Origin of the sequence: Halomonas colorata, from assembly GCF_014897985.1 — a bacterium.
Classification (GTDB): domain Bacteria; phylum Pseudomonadota; class Gammaproteobacteria; order Pseudomonadales; family Halomonadaceae; genus Vreelandella; species Vreelandella colorata.
Genome location: NZ_JABUZA010000008.1, coordinates 42699 through 63469, shown reverse-complemented (window position 1 = coordinate 63469; position 20771 = coordinate 42699). Strand labels below are relative to the sequence as shown.

Below are 20771 nucleotides of genomic sequence, written 5' to 3'. Positions count from 1 at the left end.
AATTACGTGGTTTCGTCTTAGCATGAAAGCGTAAATATGAGCCCACAGGGCCATCTTTTGGCCAGGAGTCTGTCATGGAAGCGTTAAAAGAGACACAGCTGTATTGCCCCTTTGCCTATATCGACGGCAGTTGGGTAGCCGCTGACAGTGGAGAACAAATTAACGTTATTAACCCCGCCACGGGCAAGCCGGTGGGGGACATGCCCCGCTTAGGCAAAGCGGAAACTGAGCGTGCGATTGATGCAGCCGACGCCGCTTTACCCGCATGGCGTTCGTTAACCGCGCAGGAGCGCGCTGATCTTCTACTCAAGTGGCACGATTTAATGCTTGAGCATCAGCATGATCTTGCGCTGCTGATGACGTTTGAGCAGGGCAAGCCGGTGAAAGAAGCCGAAGGTGAAATTGCCTATGCGGCGAGTTTTCTGCGCTGGTTTGCCGAAGAAGCCCGGCGTGTATACGGCGAGACCATCCCTGCCTCGAAGTCAAACCAGCGCATCATGGTTACCAAGCAGCCGGTTGGCGTTGTAGGCGCGATTACCCCCTGGAATTTCCCGGCGGCGATGATTACCCGCAAGGCCGGTGCTGCTTTAGCAGCGGGTTGTACTATTGTGATCAAGCCTGCCAGTCAAACGCCGTTCTCCGCGACAGCATTAGCGCTATTGGCTGAGCGTGCAGGCATACCGCGCGGCGTCTTTAATGTGGTGCCGGGTCGCGCCGGTGAAATTGCCGAAGCGCTCACTCAGTCACCTAAAGTCCGCAAAATTACTTTCACCGGTTCCACCGAAGTGGGCCGAACGCTGATGGCGAAGGCCTCAGAGCATGTACAGAAAATTTCGCTGGAACTTGGTGGTAACGCACCGTTTATTGTTTTTGAAGATGCTGATTTAGATGCTGCCGTTGAAGGTGCGATGGCTGCCAAGTTCCGCAATGCGGGGCAAACCTGTATCTGCACTAACCGCTTTTTAGTTCAGTCCAGCGTCATTAATGCATTTTGTGAAAAGCTAGCAGTAGCCATGAACAGCGAGCTAAACGTGGGTGATGGCACGCAGCCGAATATTAATATTGGCCCGCTGATTGATGAAGATGGGGTCAAGAAAGTCAGCGAGCATGTTCAAGACGCGCTTGATAAGGGGGCTGAGCTATTGTTGGGCGGTCACCCTCATCCTCTGGGTGGCAATTTCTTCACGCCTACACTTATCAGCTTTGCAAAGGAAAACATGAAGGTAGCCCAGGAAGAGACCTTTGGTCCCTTAGCCGCTGTTTTCCCCTTTGATGATGAAGAAACCGCCATTGAAATGGCCAACGACACCCAGTATGGGCTGGCGTCTTACTTCTATTCTCGGGATCTCTCGCGAGTTTGGCGCGTTGCTGAAGCGCTGGAATATGGCATGGTCGGGATCAACACCGGCCTTATTTCCAATGCGTCGGCACCGTTTGGCGGGGTCAAAGCGTCAGGCTTAGGGCGCGAAGGCGGTCATCAAGGCTTGGAAGAGTATTTGGAAACCAAGTACCTGTGTATTGATCTTGGCTAACATGAGTAGAATATCGCAGGCTTGTTGCCGTTAAAAAAAGCCTCGCAGGCGGTGCTTGCGAGGCTTTTGTTTATCTAGCGCATTTATTACACTACTGTTTAGTGGCGGAAATGGCGCATGCCGGTGAAGACCATGGCAATGCCCGCTTCATTGGCGGCGTCAATTACTTCCTGATCACGCATCGAGCCGCCCGGCTGAATGACGGCGGTGATGCCCGCGGCGGCGGCTGCATCAATACCGTCACGGAACGGGAAGAAAGCGTCAGACGCCATGACTGAACCCGGTACGGACAGGTTTTCATCGGCCGCTTTAATACCCGCAATTTTGGCCGAGTACACGCGGCTCATCTGGCCTGCACCGACACCGATCGTTTGGCCAGCTTTGGCGTAAACAATGGCGTTTGATTTAACGAATTTGGCCACGCGCCATGCGAATGCCAAATCGCGCAGCTCCTGTTCTGAGGGCGCGCGCTCGCTTACCACGGTAATCTCTTCACGCGTCACCATACCCTGGTCACGCTCTTGTACCAGCAGGCCACCGTTGACCCGTTTGAAATCAAATGCGGGCTGGGTTTCTCCAGGCCAATGAGCGCTTACATCCAGCAGGCGAACGTTTTTCTTCTCGGCGATAATCGCAACCGCTTCATCGCTTACCCCAGGCGCGATAATGACCTCAACAAACTGGCGGTCAACAATGGCACGGGCGGTATCAGCTTCTAAAGGCGTGTTGAAGGCAATAATGCCGCCAAAGGCGCTGGTGGGGTCGGTCGCAAACGCTTTGTCGTAAGCCTCTAGCGCGGTGGCACCAATCGCGACGCCGCACGGGTTAGCGTGTTTAACAATCACGCAGGCCGTTTCATCAAACGCTTTTACGCATTCAAAGGCCGCATCGGTATCAGCCACGTTATTGAACGAGAGCGGTTTGCCCTGGAGCATGGTGGCCGTAGCAACGCTGGGCTCCGAGGCGGAAGGATCAACGTAAAAAGCCGCCTGCTGATGCGGGTTTTCGCCGTAGCGCATGTCCTGCTTTTTATGCAGCTGCAGATTAAACGTGCGCGCAAAGGTCGCGTCGCTCTCATTAACCTTGCGACCCAAATAATCCGCGATAGCGCCGTCATAGCCTGCGGTATGTTCAAAGGCTTTTACCGCAAGGTCAAAGCGCGTGGCAGTGCTCACTTGACCATCATTGGTCGCAAGCTCTGCAAGCACGCGGGCATAATCGTCGGCATTAACCACGATGGTGGTATACGCGTGGTTTTTAGCGCAAGCGCGCACCATGGTCGGGCCACCGATATCGATATTCTCGATAGCATCTTCCAGGCTGCAGTCAGGCTTGGCTACTGTCGCCGCAAAGGGGTAGAGGTTAACCACGACCATATCAATCGGGGTGATATCGTTTTCAGCCATGACGGCATCGTCTTGGCCGCGGCGAGCCAGAATGCCGCCATGAATTTTCGGGTGCAGGGTTTTTACCCGGCCGTCCATAATTTCAGGAAAGCCGGTATGTTCGGAAACTTCCGTCACCGCAATGGCATTTTCCTGTAGCAAGCGGAACGTACCGCCTGTAGAAAGCAGCTCGATACCGCGCTCGGATAAGCCGCGGGCAAACTCCACGATGCCGGTTTTATCAGAAACGCTCAAAAGAGCGCGGCGAACAGGGGTAGCAGTACTATCAACCATTAGAGTGCTCATATGCAGAGTTGGAAATAAAAACAACAACGCCCCATGGTTATGGGGCGTCACCTTCGATAAGTCCGTAAAGCTTGAGTTTTTTGCGCAACGTCCCCCGGTTTAATCCAAGTACGTCAGCTGCTCGTGTTTGGTTACCTTCCGTATGCTCCATGACACAAGTGAGCAGCGGCGCTTCTACTTCGGCCATCACCATGGCGTACAGGTCGGTGGCCTGGCTGCCATCGAGATGCTCGAAGTAGCGGCGCATGGCGGTTTCCACGGCCTCTCTTAACGGCTGCGGTGGAACGCTTGCCGCCGGGTCAGCGAGCGTGCCCGCTAGGCGCGAGGATAACTCGCTGGAAAGAAAATCGCGTTCGTTCATGCAGCATGGCTTCCTGTAGCTAGCAGACGCTTGTCAGCATCAAGCGCCATCGCGTCATTAATCCAATTAAATTGCGTTTCAGGTAACATTAACGCATTAAATTGTTGTTTCAATTGGCGGCGTGTTGCCTCGCAAAAGCGCTGGTCACTTTCGAGATACCAGCCAATATGCTTGCGGGCAATACGCACACCCATTGTGTCTCCGTAAAACGCATGAAGGGCCGCTACATGCGCTAGGAGCACGCGGCGACGCTCTTCAAGGCTTGGCAATGCTAATTGCTTGCCGTGTTCGAGATAGTGGGTGATCTGTTTAAAAATCCACGGATTGCCTTGGGCGCCTCGCCCCACCATTACCGCGTTTGCACCGGTATAACGAAGGACTTCAGCTGCTTTTTCAGGGCTTGTAATATCACCATTGGCAATCACAGGGATCGAAAGACGCGATTTAATATCGGCAATCGTGTCGTATTCTGCCCATCCAGTATAGCGCTGTTCGCGATGTCGGCCATGAACGGCCAGTGCTTGAATACCAGCATCTTCTGCAAGCCGAGCAATACGTACGCCGTTGTTCGATTCAGCGCACCAGCCGGTACGAATTTTTAGCGTAACCGGAACCTCAACAGCCTTGACCACGGCATCCAGAATTTCCGCTACTAAGGCTTCATCGCGTAACAGGGCAGATCCTGCTGCCTTGTTGCAGACCTTTTTCGCCGGGCAGCCCATATTGATATCAATAATTTGTGCGCCCAGCTCCACGTTTAGCCGAGCTGCCTGAGCAAGCATCTCTGCATCCCCGCCCGCAATCTGGACTACGCGTGGGTCGGGCTCGCCCTGGTGGTCCATACGCAGCTGTGACTTGCGCGTATGCCAGAGGCTCGGGTCGGCGGTTACCATTTCACCCACCACCCAGCCCGCGCCCAGCTGTCGGCATAGCTGACGAAAGGGACGGTCGGTAACGCCGGCCATAGGCGCCAGAATTACCTGATTGGGCAACGTGTAAGGGCCGATGGCTGTCGATTGTTGCGTGGCTATGGTCATGGACATTGCGCTGCTGGATAACGAGTAGGTCGTTTCAAGGAGGCGTATGATACGCCTACTCGGGATTGGAATGAAGGCTGTTTCGCAGATTAACCGGGGCGATAGCCAGTGAGCCGTACCCAGCCTTCGCGAATGACGGGTTCATCCATCATGATGCCTTCTGATTCGTAGGCCCTAAGCACGTCTTGGGCCTGGTTGGCAAGAATGCCTGACAGCGCAAGACGTCCCTTCGGTGCGATATGTCCAGCGATCATTGGCGCCAGCTCTACCAAGGGCCCGGCTAAAATATTAGCGGTGACAACCGGGTAGGGGCCGCCAGTTAACTGCTCGGGATAATAAAGCGCTAAATCGTGTTCAGCAATATGATTACGTTCGGCGTTATCGCGGCTTGCTTGCAGCGCCTGGGGGTCTATATCCGTGCCATCGGCATGGCGTGCGCCAAGCTTGAGTGCGGCAATCGCCAGAATGCCCGAACCACAGCCAATATCCAGCACGTTCTGGTCGGCAAGCGTGCCCTCAACCGCTAGCTGATCGAGCCATTCAAGGCACAGCGCAGTGGTGGGATGGGTGCCGGTACCAAAGGCCAGGCCTGGATCTAGAATCAAGTTGACTGCATCGGCTTGCGGTGGGGTGTGCCAGCTGGGAACAATCCAGAGCCGCTGTCCCATCTGAAGTGGCGTGAAGTCATCCATCCATTCACGTTCCCAGTCGCGATCGGCTAGCAGCTCATACTCAATCGCCGGGCAGGGCTCGTCAGGCATCTGCTCAGCCCAAGCCGCTGCTATACGCATAAGCATGCTCTCAACGCCTTCAAGATCATCGTACAGGCCGGTTAAGATCGTATCCTGCCATAAAGGCGTGGTGCCGCGCTCAGGCTCGAAAACGGGATCGTCGTGAGCATCCTGAAGCCCAATGGCCGTTGCGCCTTCTTCAAGCAGCAGGTCTTCGAGTAGTTCCGCCTGCTCAGGCGCGACGTGGGCTTTAAGTTGAAGCCAGGGCATGGCGTGTCTCCGCAGTAGAAACAAAAACGGTAACGGGGTGGACTCAGCCACCCCGTTTGGCATCACTATCGGCTAACCAGTAAAATTAGCTGATTTCTAAATTAGCCAGCGAGTTTCTTTTCCAGGTAGTGAATGTTGACACCCCCTTGACGGAAATGACTATCGCGTACCAGGTCTTTCTGCAGATCGATATTGGTCTTGATGCCTTCAACCAGCAGCTCATCCAGGGCGTTGCGCATGCGCGTCAGCGCCGTTTCGCGGTCAGCCCCCCAGGTGATCAGTTTGCCGATCAAGGAGTCGTAGTGAGGCGGAACGGTATAGCCCGTATAAAGATGCGAGTCCATACGAACGCCAAGGCCACCCGGCGCATGAAATAGCGTTACTTTACCCGGTGAAGGCATAAAGGTACGCGAATCTTCGGCATTGATCCGGCACTCAAACGCATGGCCGTTAAGCTTTACGTCTTCCTGGCGAATCGACAGCGGCAGGCCAGAGGCAATGCGCAGCTGCTCTTTAACGATATCGACGCCGGTTACCATTTCAGTAACCGGGTGCTCTACCTGAACACGGGTGTTCATTTCGATGAAGAAGAACTTGCCATCTTCATACAGAAACTCAAACGTACCTGCGCCGCGGTAATTGATTTCGATACACGCCTGACGGCAGGCTTCGAGCACGTCAGCACGTGCTTGTGGCTCAATGCCGGGGGCGGGGGCTTCTTCCAATACTTTCTGGTGGCGGCGCTGAAGTGAGCAGTCCCGGTCATACAGGTGGATGGCGTTGCCCTGGCCATCGGCAAGTACCTGCACTTCCACGTGACGCGGTTTCTCAAGGAATTTTTCCATGTAGACCGTGCCATCACCAAACGCTGCCTGGGCTTCGTTTTGGGTGATGCTAATCGCTTCAAGCAGTTGGTCTTGGGAATGCACTACCCGCATACCACGGCCACCGCCGCCAGCGGCTGCCTTGATAATTACCGGATAGCCAACGCGCTTGCCGGCGGCCAGATTCGAAGCATCATCATCGCCAAGCGGGCCGTCAGAGCCGGGAACGGTCGGTATACCGGCTTTCTTCATGGCTTCGATAGCGCTGACTTTGTCGCCCATCAGGCGAATGGTTTCAGCGCGCGGACCAATAAACGCAAAACCTGAACGCTCAACCTGCTCGGCAAAGTTGGCATTTTCAGACAAAAAGCCGTAGCCCGGATGAATCGCGCTTGAGTCGGTGACTTCAGCGGCGCTGATCAGTGCAGGAATATTTAAATACGACTGGGCCGATGAAGCCGGGCCAATACACACAGCTTCATCCGCCAGGCGTACGTGCATCAGTTCACGGTCGGCCTTAGAGTGTACCGCTACGGTTTTGATGCCCAGTTCTTTACAGGCCCGCAGGATACGTAGGGCTATCTCGCCGCGGTTCGCGATAAGTACCTTGTCCAGCATGGGAGAGTCCACCCGTGTTGATGTGAAAGATTAAGCGAGGACGATCATGGGCTGATCAAATTCCACCGGCTCACCATCTTCCACCAGGATGGCTTCAACCACACCGTCGCGATCGGCTTCGATCTGGTTCATCATTTTCATCGCTTCCACGATGCAAACGGTATCACCCTGTTTAACGGTGTCGCCCACTTCTACAAACGATTTAGCGCCGGGTGCAGGGCTGCGATAGAACGTGCCGACCATGGGTGAATTAACGGCATTGCCACGGAAGCTTGCGCCCTGAGGCTCAATGTCAGCGCCTGGAGCAACGGGGGCTGGTGCGGGGGCTTGTGTCGGGTAGCCGTACTGCGGCATTGGCTGGGGCTGCCAAGTGGCGCCATTAGGATGGCGGCTGATGCGTACTGACTCTTCGCCTTCCTGAATTTCGATTTCACTAATGTTTGATTCTTCGAGCAGTTCGATCAATTTTTTTACTTTGCGAATATCCATACTGAGCCCCATTAATGTCTGAAGGTTGCGAGCTGGCTACGCTGAACGTAAAGCGAAATGTGGCATGTTCGGCGCGCAGTAAACCAATTAAAGAAAACAAGAGAACGCTGCATGTTAGCGAACGTTACCCCTTCTACAGCTAAAAAATTGAGAATTTAACTAATATGGAAGCGGAGTTTGCCGAAAAAACAAGTGCATGTCCAGCGCTTGTCCAGTGGATAGCTAAGACATTACATCCCCTTAATGCACTAGTCAGCTTAGTCAGCGTTTAGCTAAGAGTGTGCGGTTATTAGCGCGGGCCAATAACTACAAAGACAAAATCCAGAGGATTATGTTTCTAACTCGATAACCACTGCTTTAATGACGAAAGATGTTCAGCAAGCTCACTGGCAGTGGCTTCCCCCTGAATGCGCGCTGTGCGTATCTCATTGCCTTGATTAAAAAACAGTAGACTTGGTGGGCCAAATAGCTGGTATTGATTTAGCAGCTGTCGGCTCTGCGCGGTGGTATCAGTCACATCGACTGAAATCAGCGTAAAGCCTTCCAGGGCAGCCACAACGCGTGGGTCGGGGTAAACATCACGTTCCATTACCTTGCATGAGATACACCACTCGGCAGTGAAGTGTACAAAAGCGGGTTGGTTGGCATTGTCTGCTTGAGTAAGTGCTGACTGCAGTTCGTCCAAGCTATCCACTTCCGCAAATGCGAGCGCGATATTAGCGCTTGCATCGGACGTGCTTGAGAAGCTTAACGGGCGCAGGGGATTGTTATTGCCCTGAGCTGCGCCCAGTACTAAGGCGACCCCCCAGGCCAGCAGCATCAGCCCTAGCGTTTGCCGGGCACGTGACCAACCTGGTCGCTGGTTTAACGTTAAAGCGCCAAGCACCAATGCGCTGCCAATAGCCAGGGCCGCCCAAAGTAATAGCCCAATAGGCCCTGCAACCAGGCGCTCGATCATCCAGACCGCGACACCCAGCAGCAACAGGCCAAAGGCGGTTTTAACGCCATTCATCCAAGCGCCTGTGCGGGGTAGCAGTGTTACGCCAAATGTGCCGACGAGCAACAGCGGCAAGCCCATCCCTAGGCCTAAGGCAAACAATACCGCGCCGCCAATAACGGCATCGCCCGTTGAGGAAATAAACACCAGCGCCCCCGCCAAAGGGGCCGTTACACAGGGAGATACTACTAAAACGGAAAGTGCCCCCGCTAAAGCCAGACCGCCAGGGCCGCTTTTTTGGGCGCGTGCCTGCCAAGCATCAATACGATTAGTGAGCCGTTGTGAAAAGCGCAGCTCGAAGGCGCCAAACATGGCCAGTGCAAATAGCGTAAATAAAACAGCAAACGTGATTAATACCGGTGCCGACTGAAGGCGCGCCTGTAAGTTCAGTCCAGCCCCAAAAAGCCCCATCAGCACGCCTACGACCGCGTAAGTGACGGCCATACCCAGTACGTAGCTTGCCGAAAGTACAAAAGCACGCGGTCTGGTCGGATTCTGGCCTACGATAATAGAGGAAAGTATCGGAATCATGGGTAGTACACAGGGTGTAAACGTAAGACCAAGCCCTGCAAGAAAAAATAGCCCTAATGCCAATGGCAGGCTTGCCTCGCTTAAAAGCGTGCTAAAGCGGCTATCGGCACTTTGTGGTGTGCCCATAGATGGGTTTGAAACAGAACTTGAAACAGAACTTGAAGCAGAGCTTGAGAATGAACTGGCCATGTCGGGGTCTGACGTGTTGCCAGACTTTACGCTGCCAGCAGCTTGGCTGGTATTCTCGCTTAGCCAATCAGCATATTGGGCGGGCGGTTCTGATTCTGCCGCCTGAAGGTCTACGCGTTCTGGAGGATAGCAAAGCCCGGCATCGGCACATCCCTGAAAGGTGAGTGCAATATCAATAGGGCCTGAATAGGCACTTTCGAGAGGCGTTTCGAATACTACCTGATCACGGAACGTGTAAACGTCGCCGAAAAATTCGTCGGTGGTAAATGTGCCTTCCGGCAGAACGGAGCCACCCAGCGTTACCGACGGCGTCTGGCTTTCAACAGCAAACTGATGCCGGTAAAGGTAGTAGCCCTGAGTAATCTGCATACCCACATAAAGCGTTTCACCATCGTGCCAGGCGCTGGACTGAAACGCCTCCATCACCGGTAAAAACGCATCTTCACTGCTAGATGAAAACCACTGTGCTTGGGCAACCAGGGGCAGGCAACAGAGAAGCAAGAGCGAACTTAAGCGTTTGATGGATAACACGATACATCCTTAACGGCGGTGTGACGGGATAAGCACCTGCATAGATCTTGCGCAGGGAAAACCGGACACTTTAATAGGGCAGCAGCACGATAAAAAAACGTTGGCTTGGCATAATAATAAGGCCGCCTTGAGGGCGGCCTTATTAATAGAGACAAAACGTGAGCGTTAGTTCACTTTATGCCTTTTGGTAAGCAGCCGCTGATTTCTCAATGGCTTTGCGTGCGGCTTCGACGCCTTCCCAGGATTCAACTTTTACCCACTTGCCTTTTTCAAGGTCTTTGTAGTTCTCAAAGAAGTGTGCAATTTGCTGACGCAGTAGCTCAGGCAGGTCGGTAACTTCCTGAATGTCATCATAAAGCGTGCTGAGTTTAGGGTGCGGTACGCACACAAGCTTGGCATCTTCGCCCGCTTCATCGGTCATGTTCAGGATGCCGATGGGGCGCGCACGGATAATGCTGCCAGGCGCTACCGGGTGAGGAGTAACCACCAGCGCGTCCAGCGCATCGCCATCATCCGCCAGTGTGTGCGGGATAAAACCATAGTTGGCGGGGTAGAACATCGGCGTAGCCATGAAGCGGTCAACCAGCAGCGCGCCCATGTCTTTATCGATTTCATATTTGATCGGAGCGTGGTTCGCAGGAATCTCGATCGCCACGTAAATATCGTTCGGCAAATCCTTTCCAGCAGGGATGTTATCGAAGTTCATCGTTGAGTCCTTAAGTCCTTGGGTGATGCAGTGGCTAAGCAATTGATGCGTTGCACGAATAGGCGGGAATTATACGAAGATGACTCAACGATTGCCAATGCAACATAGTGCTAGGGGCGTATCACCGTGCAAGTGCCAGCGACGCATCATGTTTATCAGTGCAAACGTGACGTTAGTTGGGCATCGCATTGAAGTCGTTGCGTGTATCATAGCGGCTGGGAAATTTATGCTGAGCGGCTAGCCAAGGAGGATGAGTGGGGCATGCCCAGTTGCTAATCAGTTATGGTCAAGCGTTTGTGGCTCCTGACAGGCGCTTGCATCGCAGCTCCATGTCGGTGCGTTTCCCTGATGCGCCGATACTGAAAGTTAAAGGGGGCTGTGCGGTTATCAGCGACTCCGTGTCACGCAATACGCTGGCCAAGCAGGCGGGCGACTTAAGCGTGCGGGGGTTTTTGGCAGACTACTTTTCCACACCCGACCATTGGGATACAAAAACATCGGCAACTCGTGTGCTACGGGCATTGAACAGCTGGTGCTATAGCCAAAGCCAACATGTAAAAGAGGGCGGCTTTGTTTCCTCCATGTCGGTCATGGTCTTCCGTCAGCGCGAAGCCCATCTGTTTCATATGGGCGATACACTGGTCTTTCGCCTGCGTGGCGCTGAGTTTGAGCAGCTGAGCCGTGATCATGTCACCGACATCGGCGGCTATCACTACCCATCCCGGGCGCTGGGAATGGATGGCAGTGTGGATATTGATTACACCCATCTAGGGCTCAAGCAAGGCGATATTTTTCTATTTACCACGCGGGGTGTGCGCGGCACGCTGCTGCCCTCAGATTACGTGAGACTGATTCGCCAGGATGCCAGTGACCTGGATGCTGCCTGCGAGCGCTTGGCCAGTGAAGCCAAACAGCGTGCCCAGGAGCGTGGCTACGGTGGAGAACAGTTTTGCTTTCAACTGGTGCGTATTGACGAGCTTCCCGAAGAGTCGCCGGATGACCCAAGCCTGATTTACGGCGACTTACCGATTCCGCCCGAGCTTGCCCCCGGTGAACGCTTGGATGGTCTGGAAGTCATTGAAGTGCTTTCACGTAATGCGCAGTCTCGGGTTTACCGCGTGCGGGATGTGCATACGGAGCGGGAAATGGTCATGAAGGCGCCAAGCCCCGAGCTTTCACTGCGTAATGCTTATCTGGAGCATTTTCTACTTCAGCAATGGATTGTGGAGCGGGTTAACTCACCCTTCATTGTCAAAGTGATAAAGCCTTCAAGGCCGCGGCGCTATCTTTATTATCTAATGCAGCATGTGGAAGGCGAGACGCTTCGCCAGTGGGCCGAAAGGCATCCCCAGGCAAGCCTTGTCCAGCGGCTCGATATTGCCAATCAGCTGGGCAAAGCCGTTCAGGCACTGCATCACCGGGATATTATCCATCAACAAATTACCCCGGATAATATCTTGATTGATACGCATGGGAAGCTGATTCTGAATGATTTTAGCGCATGTCATATGCGTGAAGCGGATGGCCACCGTCAATCGGGAGAGTTGCTGCGCCAAATTGGTTTTAACGAGCATACCGCGCCTGAGTATGCGCTAGGCGACAGCGTTGGACGCCGCAGCGATCAGTACTCGCTAGCCTCAACCGCTTATTGGTTGTTGACCGGGGCGTTGCCGTATCAATTCACGCCTAACAAATTGCGCAGTCATACGGATTTAGAAGAACTTAGTTACCGCAGCTCACGTGCCCAGAACCCTGAAATATCCATTGAGTTAGATGAAGCGTTAAGACGCGCACTGGATCCTCAGCGAGCGCTGCGCTTTAGGCGGCTATCGGAATTTTTACATGCGCTGCGTGTGCCGCTTGGTCGTTTACCCGCCCGGGATGAACCCCGCACGGAGCCTCGGCGTCATTTCTGGCAGGGTGTCGCTGGCGTATTGCTGTTACTGCTCGTGCTGTCGTGGCTGCTACGTTAGGGCCGCTATATTAAAACGGTTATAAAATAGCTGACCATAAAAAACGGGCGATGAAATAATCATCGCCCGTTTTGGTATACGCTTGGCTTACAGCGTGAAAGTGGGGAGTTTTTGTTCCACTTTGGCAAGCTTGAGCTTAGCCACTTTGGGCAAACCGTTCTCAAACGGCGGGAAGTCTTCGCCTTGAATCAGCGGCGAGAGGTAGTCACGACATGCCTGGGTAATCGCAAAACCGCTTTCGCTGATAAAGTCACGCGGCATAAACTTTTCCTGGTTGGCAATCTGCGAAAGCGGTGCGGAAATGACATCCCACTGGTAAGGCGATTGAGAAACACGCCGAATCGCCGGCATCATCGAGTTTTTACCGGCAAGGGCCAGCGTCACAGCTTCACGGCCGACCGCATAGGCCTGTTCAACGTCGGTTTTAGATGCCAGATGGCGTGCTGCACGCTGTAAATAGTCTGCGACGGCCCAGTGGTACTTATAGCCCAGGTCTTGCTTGATCATACCGGCTAGCGTGGGGGCAACACCGCCCAACTGGCGATGGCCAAAGGCATCGGTATTACCCGCATCGGCCAGGAAAGTGCCGTCTTCGTAGCGCGCGCCTTCGGATACCACAATCACGCAGTAACCGTTCTGCTTAACGCTTTCTTCTACACGCGCCATCACCGCTTTACGATTGAAGGCAATTTCGGGGAAAATAATCAAATGTGGCGGCTCGCCTTCACCTTCCCCGGCAAGCCCGCCTGCGGCAGCGATCCAGCCAGCATGGCGGCCCATCACTTCAAGCACGAATACTTTAGTAGACGTTGCGCACATGGACGCGATATCCAGCGACGCTTCGCGGGTAGAGGTGGCAATATATTTGGCAACGCTACCAAAGCCCGGGCTGTTATCGGTAATCGGCAGATCGTTATCCACGGTTTTAGGCACATGGATGGCGGTCAGCGGATAACCCAGTTTTTCAGACAGCTGAGAAATCTTCAGGCAGGTATCGGCACTGTCGCCGCCACCGTTATAGAAGAAGTAGCGAATATCGTGGGCTTTAAAAACCTCGATCAGACGCTCGTACTGCGTACGGTGCGTGTCGATATCTTTCAGCTTGTAGCGGCAAGAACCGAATGCGCCGCCTGGCGTATGGCGTAGCGCAGCGATCGATTCGTCACTTTCCTGGCTTACATCGATAAGATCTTCAGTCAACGCGCCAATGATGCCGTTATGACCGGCATACACTTTGCCAATTTGCTCGGGCGCCTGACGGCAAGCTTCGATAACGCCACAGGCGCTAGCGTTAATAACGGCGGTAACGCCGCCTGACTGGGCGTAAAAGGCATTATGCTGAGCCATTGAAACGTCTCATCTCTTGAAAAGCGAAAAAGTGGAGCACGCGGGAAGTGTTAAATACGTTCACTACCGGTGCCTCAAGGTGGCGAAGTTTAGCGTAAAGCGATAATGGCTGCATCCAACGAACGGCTTATTCGCCATCATCCAGATCTTGCTCACGCTGGGCTAAACGCCAGCCACCCAAATCTTTATAACGATTAACCATGGCGCAAAATAGCTCTGCGGTGCGCTCGGTATCGTAGCGTGCAGAGTGCGCCGCTTTATTATCAAACTCGATGCCCGCTGCGCGGCAAGCCCGCGCCAGCACCGTCTGCCCATAGACCAGGCCAGCAAGCGTTGCGGTATCAAAACTCGAGAAAGGGTGAAAGGGGTTACGCTTAACGTTGCACCGGTTAGCGGCCGCGTTGAGAAACCCTTGATCAAAGGCGGCATTATGGCCAACCAAAATCGCCCGAGAGCAGCCGTGCGCTTTTATCGATTTGCGTATGGGCCGGAAAATTTCGCCTAATGCTTCAGACTCACTGAGCGCTACCTGTCGGCGCAGCGGGTCATCAAGATTGATGCCGGTAAAATCCAGTGCGGACTGCTCGACATTGGCCCCTTCAAACGGTTTGATGTGATAGGCATAGGTCGCATCAGGCAGCAGATTGCCTTCTGGGTCCATGGTGAGCGTGACGGCTGCAATCTCAAGCACGGCATCACTTTGGGCATTAAAGCCACCCGTTTCTAAATCAATGACAACCGGTAGATAACTACGAAAACGTTGGGCCATTAATTCGCGGGCAATTGCCTCGCTCATGCAGCTCTCCTTAGTAAAGCGAGTAATCGGTCAAAAATGGGCGGCAAGCCGCCTCTTGAGTGGTGTGATTCTAGCAGCTTTCTTGCTAAGGCGTCGTTGACGGTATTCGCTGGGCATAGAGAACGCTATACTCAGGGTTTATTTCAACATGCAGCACGCAATTAGGTGCTGCATTTTCTAGTGAACTTGCTTTCATAAACAAGGAGCAAAGAATGTCCGATGTCAAAAAGGTTGTGCTGGCATATTCAGGCGGCCTGGACACATCCGTAATCGTTAAGTGGTTGCAGGAAACCTACAACTGCGAGGTAGTGACCTTTACTGCCGACATCGGTCAAGGCGAAGAAGTCGAGCCGGCCCGTGCTAAGGCCCAGGCGCTGGGTGTTAAAGAAATTTACATCGAAGACCTGCGTGAAGAGTTTGTACGTGACTACGTCTTCCCCATGTTCCGTGCCAACACGATCTACGAAGGTGAATACCTGCTGGGTACGTCGATTGCACGCCCGCTGATCGCCAAGCGCTTGATTGAAATTGCCAATGAAACGGGCGCGGACGCCATTTCTCACGGTGCAACGGGTAAAGGTAACGACCAGGTGCGTTTCGAGCTGGGCGGCTACGCGCTGAAGCCGGGCGTTAAAGTCATTGCGCCGTGGCGCGAGTGGGATCTGACGTCGCGTGAAAAGCTGATGGCTTACTGCGAAGAGCACAATATCCCGGTCGACTTCTCCAACAAGAAGAAAAAATCGCCGTACTCCATGGACGCCAACCTGCTGCATATCTCTTACGAAGGCGGCATTCTGGAAGATCCGTGGGCCGAAGCCGAAGACGATATGTGGCGTTGGAGCGTGTCGCCAGAAGCGGCACCCGATCAGCCTACCTATGTTGAGCTGACGTTCGAGAAAGGCGATATCGTCGCGATCGACGGTGAGGCTCTCAAAGCCCACGAAGTACTTGAGAAACTCAACAAAGTCGGCGGCGACAACGGCATTGGCCGTCTGGATATCGTAGAAAACCGCTATGTGGGCATGAAGTCACGTGGCTGTTATGAAACTCCTGGTGGCACCATCATGTTGCGTGCTCACCGTGCGATCGAGTCGCTGACGCTGGACCGCGAAGAGGCTCACCTGAAAGATCAATTGATGCCGAAATACGCCGAAGTGATCTACAACGGCTACTGGTGGAGCCCTGAACGTCGCATGCTGCAAGCCGCTATCGACGAGACACAGAAAAACGTCTCCGGCGTTGTGCGCATGAAGCTCTACAAAGGCAACGCTACCGTAGTAGGGCGTAAGTCCGAGCAGTCTTTGTTCGATGAGTCTATCGCAACGTTTGAAGACGATGCCGGTGCTTACAACCAGAAAGACGCGGAAGGCTTTATTAAGCTTAATGCTTTACGCTTGCGGATTGCTGCTGGCAAAGGTCGTCAGCAGAGCTAATCCCGTTAAAGGCGGCAGGTTCTCCTGCCGCTTTTTTTATAACGCTAGGAGCCAGTATGTTTAAGAAGCTCTTTTCAGGTCTGTTTGGCGGTGAAGGTAGCGGAGCCCCTAACGCGGGTGTCAACGCGGCTGACCCGGTGGAATACAAAGGCTTTTTGATTATTTCTCAGCCCGATCAGCAAAGCGGCCAATACCGCGTCAGCGGATGGATCAAGCAGCCAAGCGATAGCGGAGAACCCCGCGAACACCGTTTTGAACGCTCTGATATGTTACCCAGCCGTGATGCCTGCGACGCCATGATGGTGACCAAAGCGCAGCGCTACATTGATGAAGTAGGCGAGGCTATTTTTGAACCCGATCCCCGCCAGGCAAGTCATTAGTTAATAAATGACGGCTTGCTTGAAGGCATGATCAAGTAGTCGCGCTAATTGCTTTCGATGTGTCGCTTTTAGTTAACATTAACTGCCTAAAATACTAGCTTTAGGTTGTTGATGCGTGAGTATCAATCAGTGCCCTTGCTTGTGCAGCCGCTCTAAGCATCGTATTTGCTGGGAAGTCATTGGGCATAGTGCTTGTCTCTGCGACCTTGATGTCTCTCAATAGCTCTCCAAGCGGTCCTGCTTGTTTCTTTAAGGCGTTTTCAATTTTTTTGCCTAGATGAATTTCTTTTAACACTGCTTTTAAATCTATTTCTAAGATAGAGGGCATTAATGAGAACAAGCCTGTGATAAAGCTTTCTTGCTCATCAATATGTCTTTGCTCAGCTACTATCTCGCATGCAAAAGCTCTTGTTAATGCTTTTATTAAGTTCAAGCGACTAGCTGGGCTGTTGCTAGCTAACATGAGTATTGAAACAAGTGTTCTAAGTTCTTTCAAACCAATCATTTGCAAGCAATTGATGAGTTTGGTGGTAGGCTTGCCGGCTCCTTTTTCAGCTGAATTTGCCCGTTTAAATACTGCGCTTAATAAGTAAGGATCTCTTGTGATCAAAGATCCAATATTTGCTAAGCTAGCATTTTCACTATAAAGACAAGCTAAAAGTTGCAGTTGATTAGCCCGAGAGGCCGTGCGTCGAATCGAGCCAGATGCCTGAGTTTTAGGTTTTTCGTAAAAATAGCCTTGAAATAGCGTAAAGCCTAAGGATTGGCATAGTTCAAATTCATGCTGTGTTTCTACGCGTTCGGCTAGTAATGTAAAACCTTGAGACACCAGTTTTTTTATGACTTCTTTTTGTATTGGGTTTGAAATGTCAATTTTGACAATATCGCAATAAGGTAATAACTTCTCATTGTTTTTATCTAATATAAAATCGTCAAGTGCTATCGTGTAACCTTGTTGCTTTAAAGACTGTAAAGACGTAAGCACTTCTTGATTTACAGGCGTATTTTCAAGCACTTCGATAACAATTTGCTGGCTCGGCAAGCCTTGCAAATTGGGATTGGTAAGCCAACCGTAAGAGGCATTGATAAAAAGTTGACGTGATCCGCAAAGATTCTCAAGCCCAATTTCATAGACAGCAACGGCGCATGCACGCGCTGTTGCTTGGACATCATCATCAATGTGGGCTGAATTACAAGCGTCGCTAGAACGATACAACAGTTCGTCTGCTACATGTTGTAAGTTGCTATCTACAATAGGCTGTATCGCAATAGTATAATTGTTGCTATTCTCATTAAAAGACTGGTCTTGTTGATTCTGCATCAGATCTTCCGTGAACAACCACTTTGAATGAAGCTTAATTAGTAAAAGAATAGCTTAAGTGGGTTGCTTAACGCTAGTGCGATTGTCATTGTTATGTCAATACATGGTCATTACGTGTTAACGGCTTCAGAGAGCTCTAATACAAAACATGCGCCGTTTAACACCTGGGCATCTTCTATCCAAAGCCTGCCACCGAGATGCGTAGCAATTGCCCGGCTTATGGGGAGCCCTAAGCCGCTGCCTTTTGGGCGCTTACTCGTTGCTTTATCACTAGATAGTAGTTGATTAAATTTTTCAAATACCTGCTCGCGCTCCTTCTCTTCAATACCCATGCCGTTATCTTCTACGCATAGATAGATATGCTGATCGTGTTTGAAAAGGCGCAGTAAAACGCGTGGATTTTCATGATTGGCAAACTTACTGGCGTTATCCAATAGGTTGATAATGATTTGCTCTAAACGGTCGGGGTCGCCGATAACGTGGGCGGGCCGTTCATCAATCGCAACGGTAAGGCTCACGTTGCGTTCTTCCTGAAGTCTCGCAATGGCTTCAAGGCTATGATCAGCAATTGCCGCCAAATCTAGCGGCACGGCATTAAGAGGCATGCGACCGCTTTCCAGGCGAGCCAGATCGAGAATTTCATCAATCAGGCGTGATAGGCGCTGGCTCTCTAATACCATTACTTGCAAAAAATGCTGCCGCTTGGCTTCTGGGATGTCCTGATGGCTTGCGAGAATTTCGGCAAACGCACGAATGGAAGTAAGCGGCGTGCGTAGCTCATGACTGACCATGGCCACAAACTCATCTTTTAAGCGGTCAAGCTCACGGAGACGGTCATTGGCGCTTTGCAAGTCTTGTCCTATGCGCGCAAGCTCGTCTGATTTCTGCTTTAACTGACGGTTATATTCCAGCGTTTGCGTGGTGGTATCCAGCATGCTCAGGATCGATTCAATATCGAGCGCTTCACCTCTTACCACCGAGTTGATCAGGATGCGTGCCGAGGCGTTGCCCAGCGAGCCCGCGAGCGCCTGCTCAGCGCGCATAATAACGTCATCCGACGCGGGTAGATGGGGCTGGGTTAATTCAAAATTATGGGTGCGTTTTGAGAAAACCCGCAAGGCAACCTTAAAGCCCAAGTAGCGAACCAGCAGCTCATAAAGCGCGCCTTGGGTGGTTTGGCCACGCTGGAGCGGCGTGGTTTGCAAGTTGGGGTGGAGCGCCTCGGTAAACAATGCCGCCTGGGTTTGTTCAAGCGGGGTGGGGCGCATAAATAGCGAAATTCCCACTAACAGTCCTACATTGGCGAGCATACTCCACAGGAGTGAATGGCTATAGATATCCCATTCCTTCAACCCAAAAAGTGCATAGGGCGTTAGCCAGCCAACCCCCCACGGGCCATCGGTGAGCAGCGCTGCGTCCAGCCAGCCGGATTGAGCAAAACCGGGCAGAAGCAGCGTATAGCCCCAGATTAAAAAACCGGCGATTAACCCATACATTGCGCCCAGCCGGGTTGCTCCACGCCAATAAAGGCCAATCAGAAGTGCTGGCGCAAACTGTGCCGCGCCGACAAAAGAGACCAGCCCAATAGTAACCAAACTGTAGGTATCGCCAATGAGTGCGTGATAGAGATAGCCAAGCAGCAAAATAAGCACGATGGCTACCCGGCGCACTCTTAGCAGCAATCGGGCAAGGCCTCCGTGGCTATCTACATGCAGGGCTTTGGAGCGTAATAAAAGTGGCATGATCAATTGGTTGCTGACCATGGTAGAGAGTGCAATGGTTTCAACGATGACCATGCCGGTGGCCGCAGAAAGCCCGCCAATAAAAACCAGAAGGGGAAGGCCTTCGAGCCCTGCAGAAAGCGGTAGCGTAAGCACAAAACTGTCTGGGTCCCCCGCATCGAGTAGTAATCCCGCCAGTGCGATGGGTATAACGAATAGGTTGATCAGCAGTAGATAAAGGGGAAACAGCCAGCTGGCGCGAGCCAGATGTTGTTCATCGACATTTTCCACCACCAGCACCTGAAACTGGCGTGGCAAGGTTAAAAACGCCAGAAAGGCGAGAATCAACATGCCCACCCAGCCGGTTGCTCCACCCGGTACACTCTCCAACTGCATTAATTGGCTTAACGCAGGCGTTTGGGCAACCTGGGCAAAAAGCGCGCCTGGCCCTTCAAATAGAATGAAAACAACAAAAATGCCTACCGCTAAGAAGGCCATCAGCTTGACCAGCGATTCCAGGGCAATGGCTGCCACCATGCCTTCGTGGCGTTCACTGGCGTCCAGATGGCGGGTACCGAATAAAATGATAAATACGGCTAATACGAGGGCCACCCAGAGTGACCGATCCATCCAGAAGCGCTCGTTATACAGTATCGAATCGGCGCTTTGGGGATAATTGATCAGCACTGCATGGCTAACCGTAATCGCTTTTAATTGCAGCGCGATATAGGGCGTAATGGTAATCAGCGATATGAGTGCCACTAACGCACCAAGGCCGACGCTTTTGCCGTATCGCGCACTAATAAAATCCGCGATGGAGGTCAGCCGCTGGCGCGCGGCAATGCGTACCATCTTGCGGATGATAAACGGTGATAGCATCATCGCAAGCGTTGGCCCAAGATAGATAAGTAAAAAGCTTGGACCAAATTGCGCTGCCCGCCCTACGCTTCCGTAAAAGGTCCACGCGGTACAGTAAACCGCAATGGAAAGTGCGTAGACAGTCGGCGAATTAATGATAGAACGATCCTGTTCGGCGCGTCGATCACCCCAGGCCGCCACCAGAAACAGCAGCCCTAAATAACCGAACACCGCACTTAGTATCAGCGCATCCGTTCGCATGATTATCGCCTTGTAGTAGGTTCCATCAGCCACGCGGTCAGGCCAATAATCAAGGCCCAGCTACAAAAAAGATACATCGGTAACCAGCCAATACTTAACGTTGGGAGGCGGTCGATCACTAGTAATAACGGCGGGCAAAAAAGTATTAGTGCCAGAATGACCAGCACCAACAGC

The 20771-nt window shown here is 52.5% G+C and carries 16 protein-coding genes; 4 read left to right on the top strand and 12 right to left on the bottom strand.

What is annotated here, in order from left to right; all coding sequences use genetic code 11:
* The first annotated feature begins 74 nt into the window (after positions 1–74).
* Complete coding sequence (locus INT33_RS06230) at positions 75–1532, top strand: NAD-dependent succinate-semialdehyde dehydrogenase (protein ID WP_193091421.1); 1458 nt, start codon at positions 75–77, stop codon at positions 1530–1532.
* Positions 1533–1630: 98 nt separating this feature from the next.
* Here INT33_RS06230 and purH read toward each other — a convergent pair whose 3' ends face one another.
* The 8 genes from purH to ppa form a co-directional block, all read right to left on the bottom strand.
* On the bottom strand, positions 1631–3211 hold the full coding sequence (purH, locus tag INT33_RS06225) for a bifunctional phosphoribosylaminoimidazolecarboxamide formyltransferase/IMP cyclohydrolase (protein ID WP_193091420.1): 1581 nt from the start codon (positions 3209–3211) through the stop codon (positions 1631–1633).
* A 49-nt stretch (positions 3212–3260) separates the two neighbouring features.
* Entirely contained in the window at positions 3261–3584 is a 324-nt protein-coding gene (fis, locus tag INT33_RS06220; protein ID WP_192537917.1) for a DNA-binding transcriptional regulator Fis, read from the bottom strand.
* Positions 3581–4621, bottom strand: a complete 1041-nt coding sequence (gene dusB / locus INT33_RS06215; protein WP_193091419.1) for a tRNA dihydrouridine synthase DusB — start codon at positions 4619–4621, stop codon at positions 3581–3583. The genes fis and dusB overlap by 4 nt, the downstream gene beginning before the upstream one ends.
* Positions 4622–4710: 89 nt before the next feature.
* Positions 4711–5622: a 50S ribosomal protein L11 methyltransferase gene (gene prmA / locus INT33_RS06210; protein ID WP_193091418.1), complete on the bottom strand. Its 912-nt coding sequence runs from the start codon at positions 5620–5622 to the stop codon at positions 4711–4713.
* Positions 5623–5723: 101 nt separating this feature from the next.
* Positions 5724–7064: an acetyl-CoA carboxylase biotin carboxylase subunit gene (gene accC, locus INT33_RS06205; protein ID WP_193091417.1), complete on the bottom strand. Its 1341-nt coding sequence runs from the start codon at positions 7062–7064 to the stop codon at positions 5724–5726.
* Between the two features lie 30 nt (positions 7065–7094).
* The gene (accB, locus tag INT33_RS06200; protein WP_193091416.1) at positions 7095–7553 is read right to left on the bottom strand and encodes an acetyl-CoA carboxylase biotin carboxyl carrier protein; all 459 of its coding nucleotides are present in this window, start codon (positions 7551–7553) and stop codon (positions 7095–7097) included.
* 337 nt (positions 7554–7890) lie between these two features.
* On the bottom strand, positions 7891–9801 hold the full coding sequence (gene dsbD / locus INT33_RS06195) for a protein-disulfide reductase DsbD (protein WP_193091415.1): 1911 nt from the start codon (positions 9799–9801) through the stop codon (positions 7891–7893).
* Positions 9802–9976: 175 nt separating this feature from the next.
* Entirely contained in the window at positions 9977–10507 is a 531-nt protein-coding gene (ppa, locus tag INT33_RS06190) for an inorganic diphosphatase (protein ID WP_018916021.1), read from the bottom strand.
* 254 nt (positions 10508–10761) lie between these two features.
* Between ppa and INT33_RS06185 the strand changes: the two genes are divergently transcribed.
* Positions 10762–12480, top strand: coding sequence for a protein kinase domain-containing protein (locus INT33_RS06185; RefSeq protein WP_192537911.1), 1719 nt, complete (start codon positions 10762–10764; stop codon positions 12478–12480).
* 87 nt (positions 12481–12567) lie between these two features.
* On the opposite strand, the gene INT33_RS06180 is transcribed toward INT33_RS06185, so the two are convergent.
* Together INT33_RS06180 and rnt are read right to left on the bottom strand one after the other, a co-directional pair.
* Complete coding sequence (locus INT33_RS06180; RefSeq protein WP_018916023.1) at positions 12568–13827, bottom strand: 6-phosphofructokinase; 1260 nt, start codon at positions 13825–13827, stop codon at positions 12568–12570.
* A gap of 127 nt (positions 13828–13954) precedes the next feature.
* Positions 13955–14623: a ribonuclease T gene (rnt, locus tag INT33_RS06175; RefSeq protein ID WP_018916024.1), complete on the bottom strand. Its 669-nt coding sequence runs from the start codon at positions 14621–14623 to the stop codon at positions 13955–13957.
* 212 nt (positions 14624–14835) lie between these two features.
* On the opposite strand from rnt, the gene INT33_RS06170 reads away from it, so the two are divergent.
* Positions 14836–16056 carry an argininosuccinate synthase gene (locus INT33_RS06170; RefSeq protein ID WP_018916025.1) on the top strand — a complete coding sequence of 407 codons (1221 nt, stop codon included), beginning with the start codon at positions 14836–14838 and terminating at the stop codon, positions 16054–16056.
* Between the two features lie 56 nt (positions 16057–16112).
* Positions 16113–16436 (top strand): HlyU family transcriptional regulator, encoded by a 324-nt coding sequence (locus tag INT33_RS06165; protein ID WP_193091414.1) that lies wholly within the window; start codon positions 16113–16115, stop codon positions 16434–16436.
* A gap of 100 nt (positions 16437–16536) precedes the next feature.
* On the opposite strand, the gene INT33_RS06160 is transcribed toward INT33_RS06165, so the two are convergent.
* On the bottom strand, positions 16537–17757 hold the full coding sequence (locus INT33_RS06160) for an EAL and HDOD domain-containing protein (protein ID WP_193091413.1): 1221 nt from the start codon (positions 17755–17757) through the stop codon (positions 16537–16539).
* Positions 17758–17867: 110 nt separating this feature from the next.
* A complete protein-coding gene (locus INT33_RS06155) occupies positions 17868–20597 on the bottom strand; it encodes a sensor histidine kinase (protein ID WP_192537908.1) in 2730 nt (909 codons plus the stop codon).
* Positions 20598–20771 lie beyond the last annotated feature (174 nt).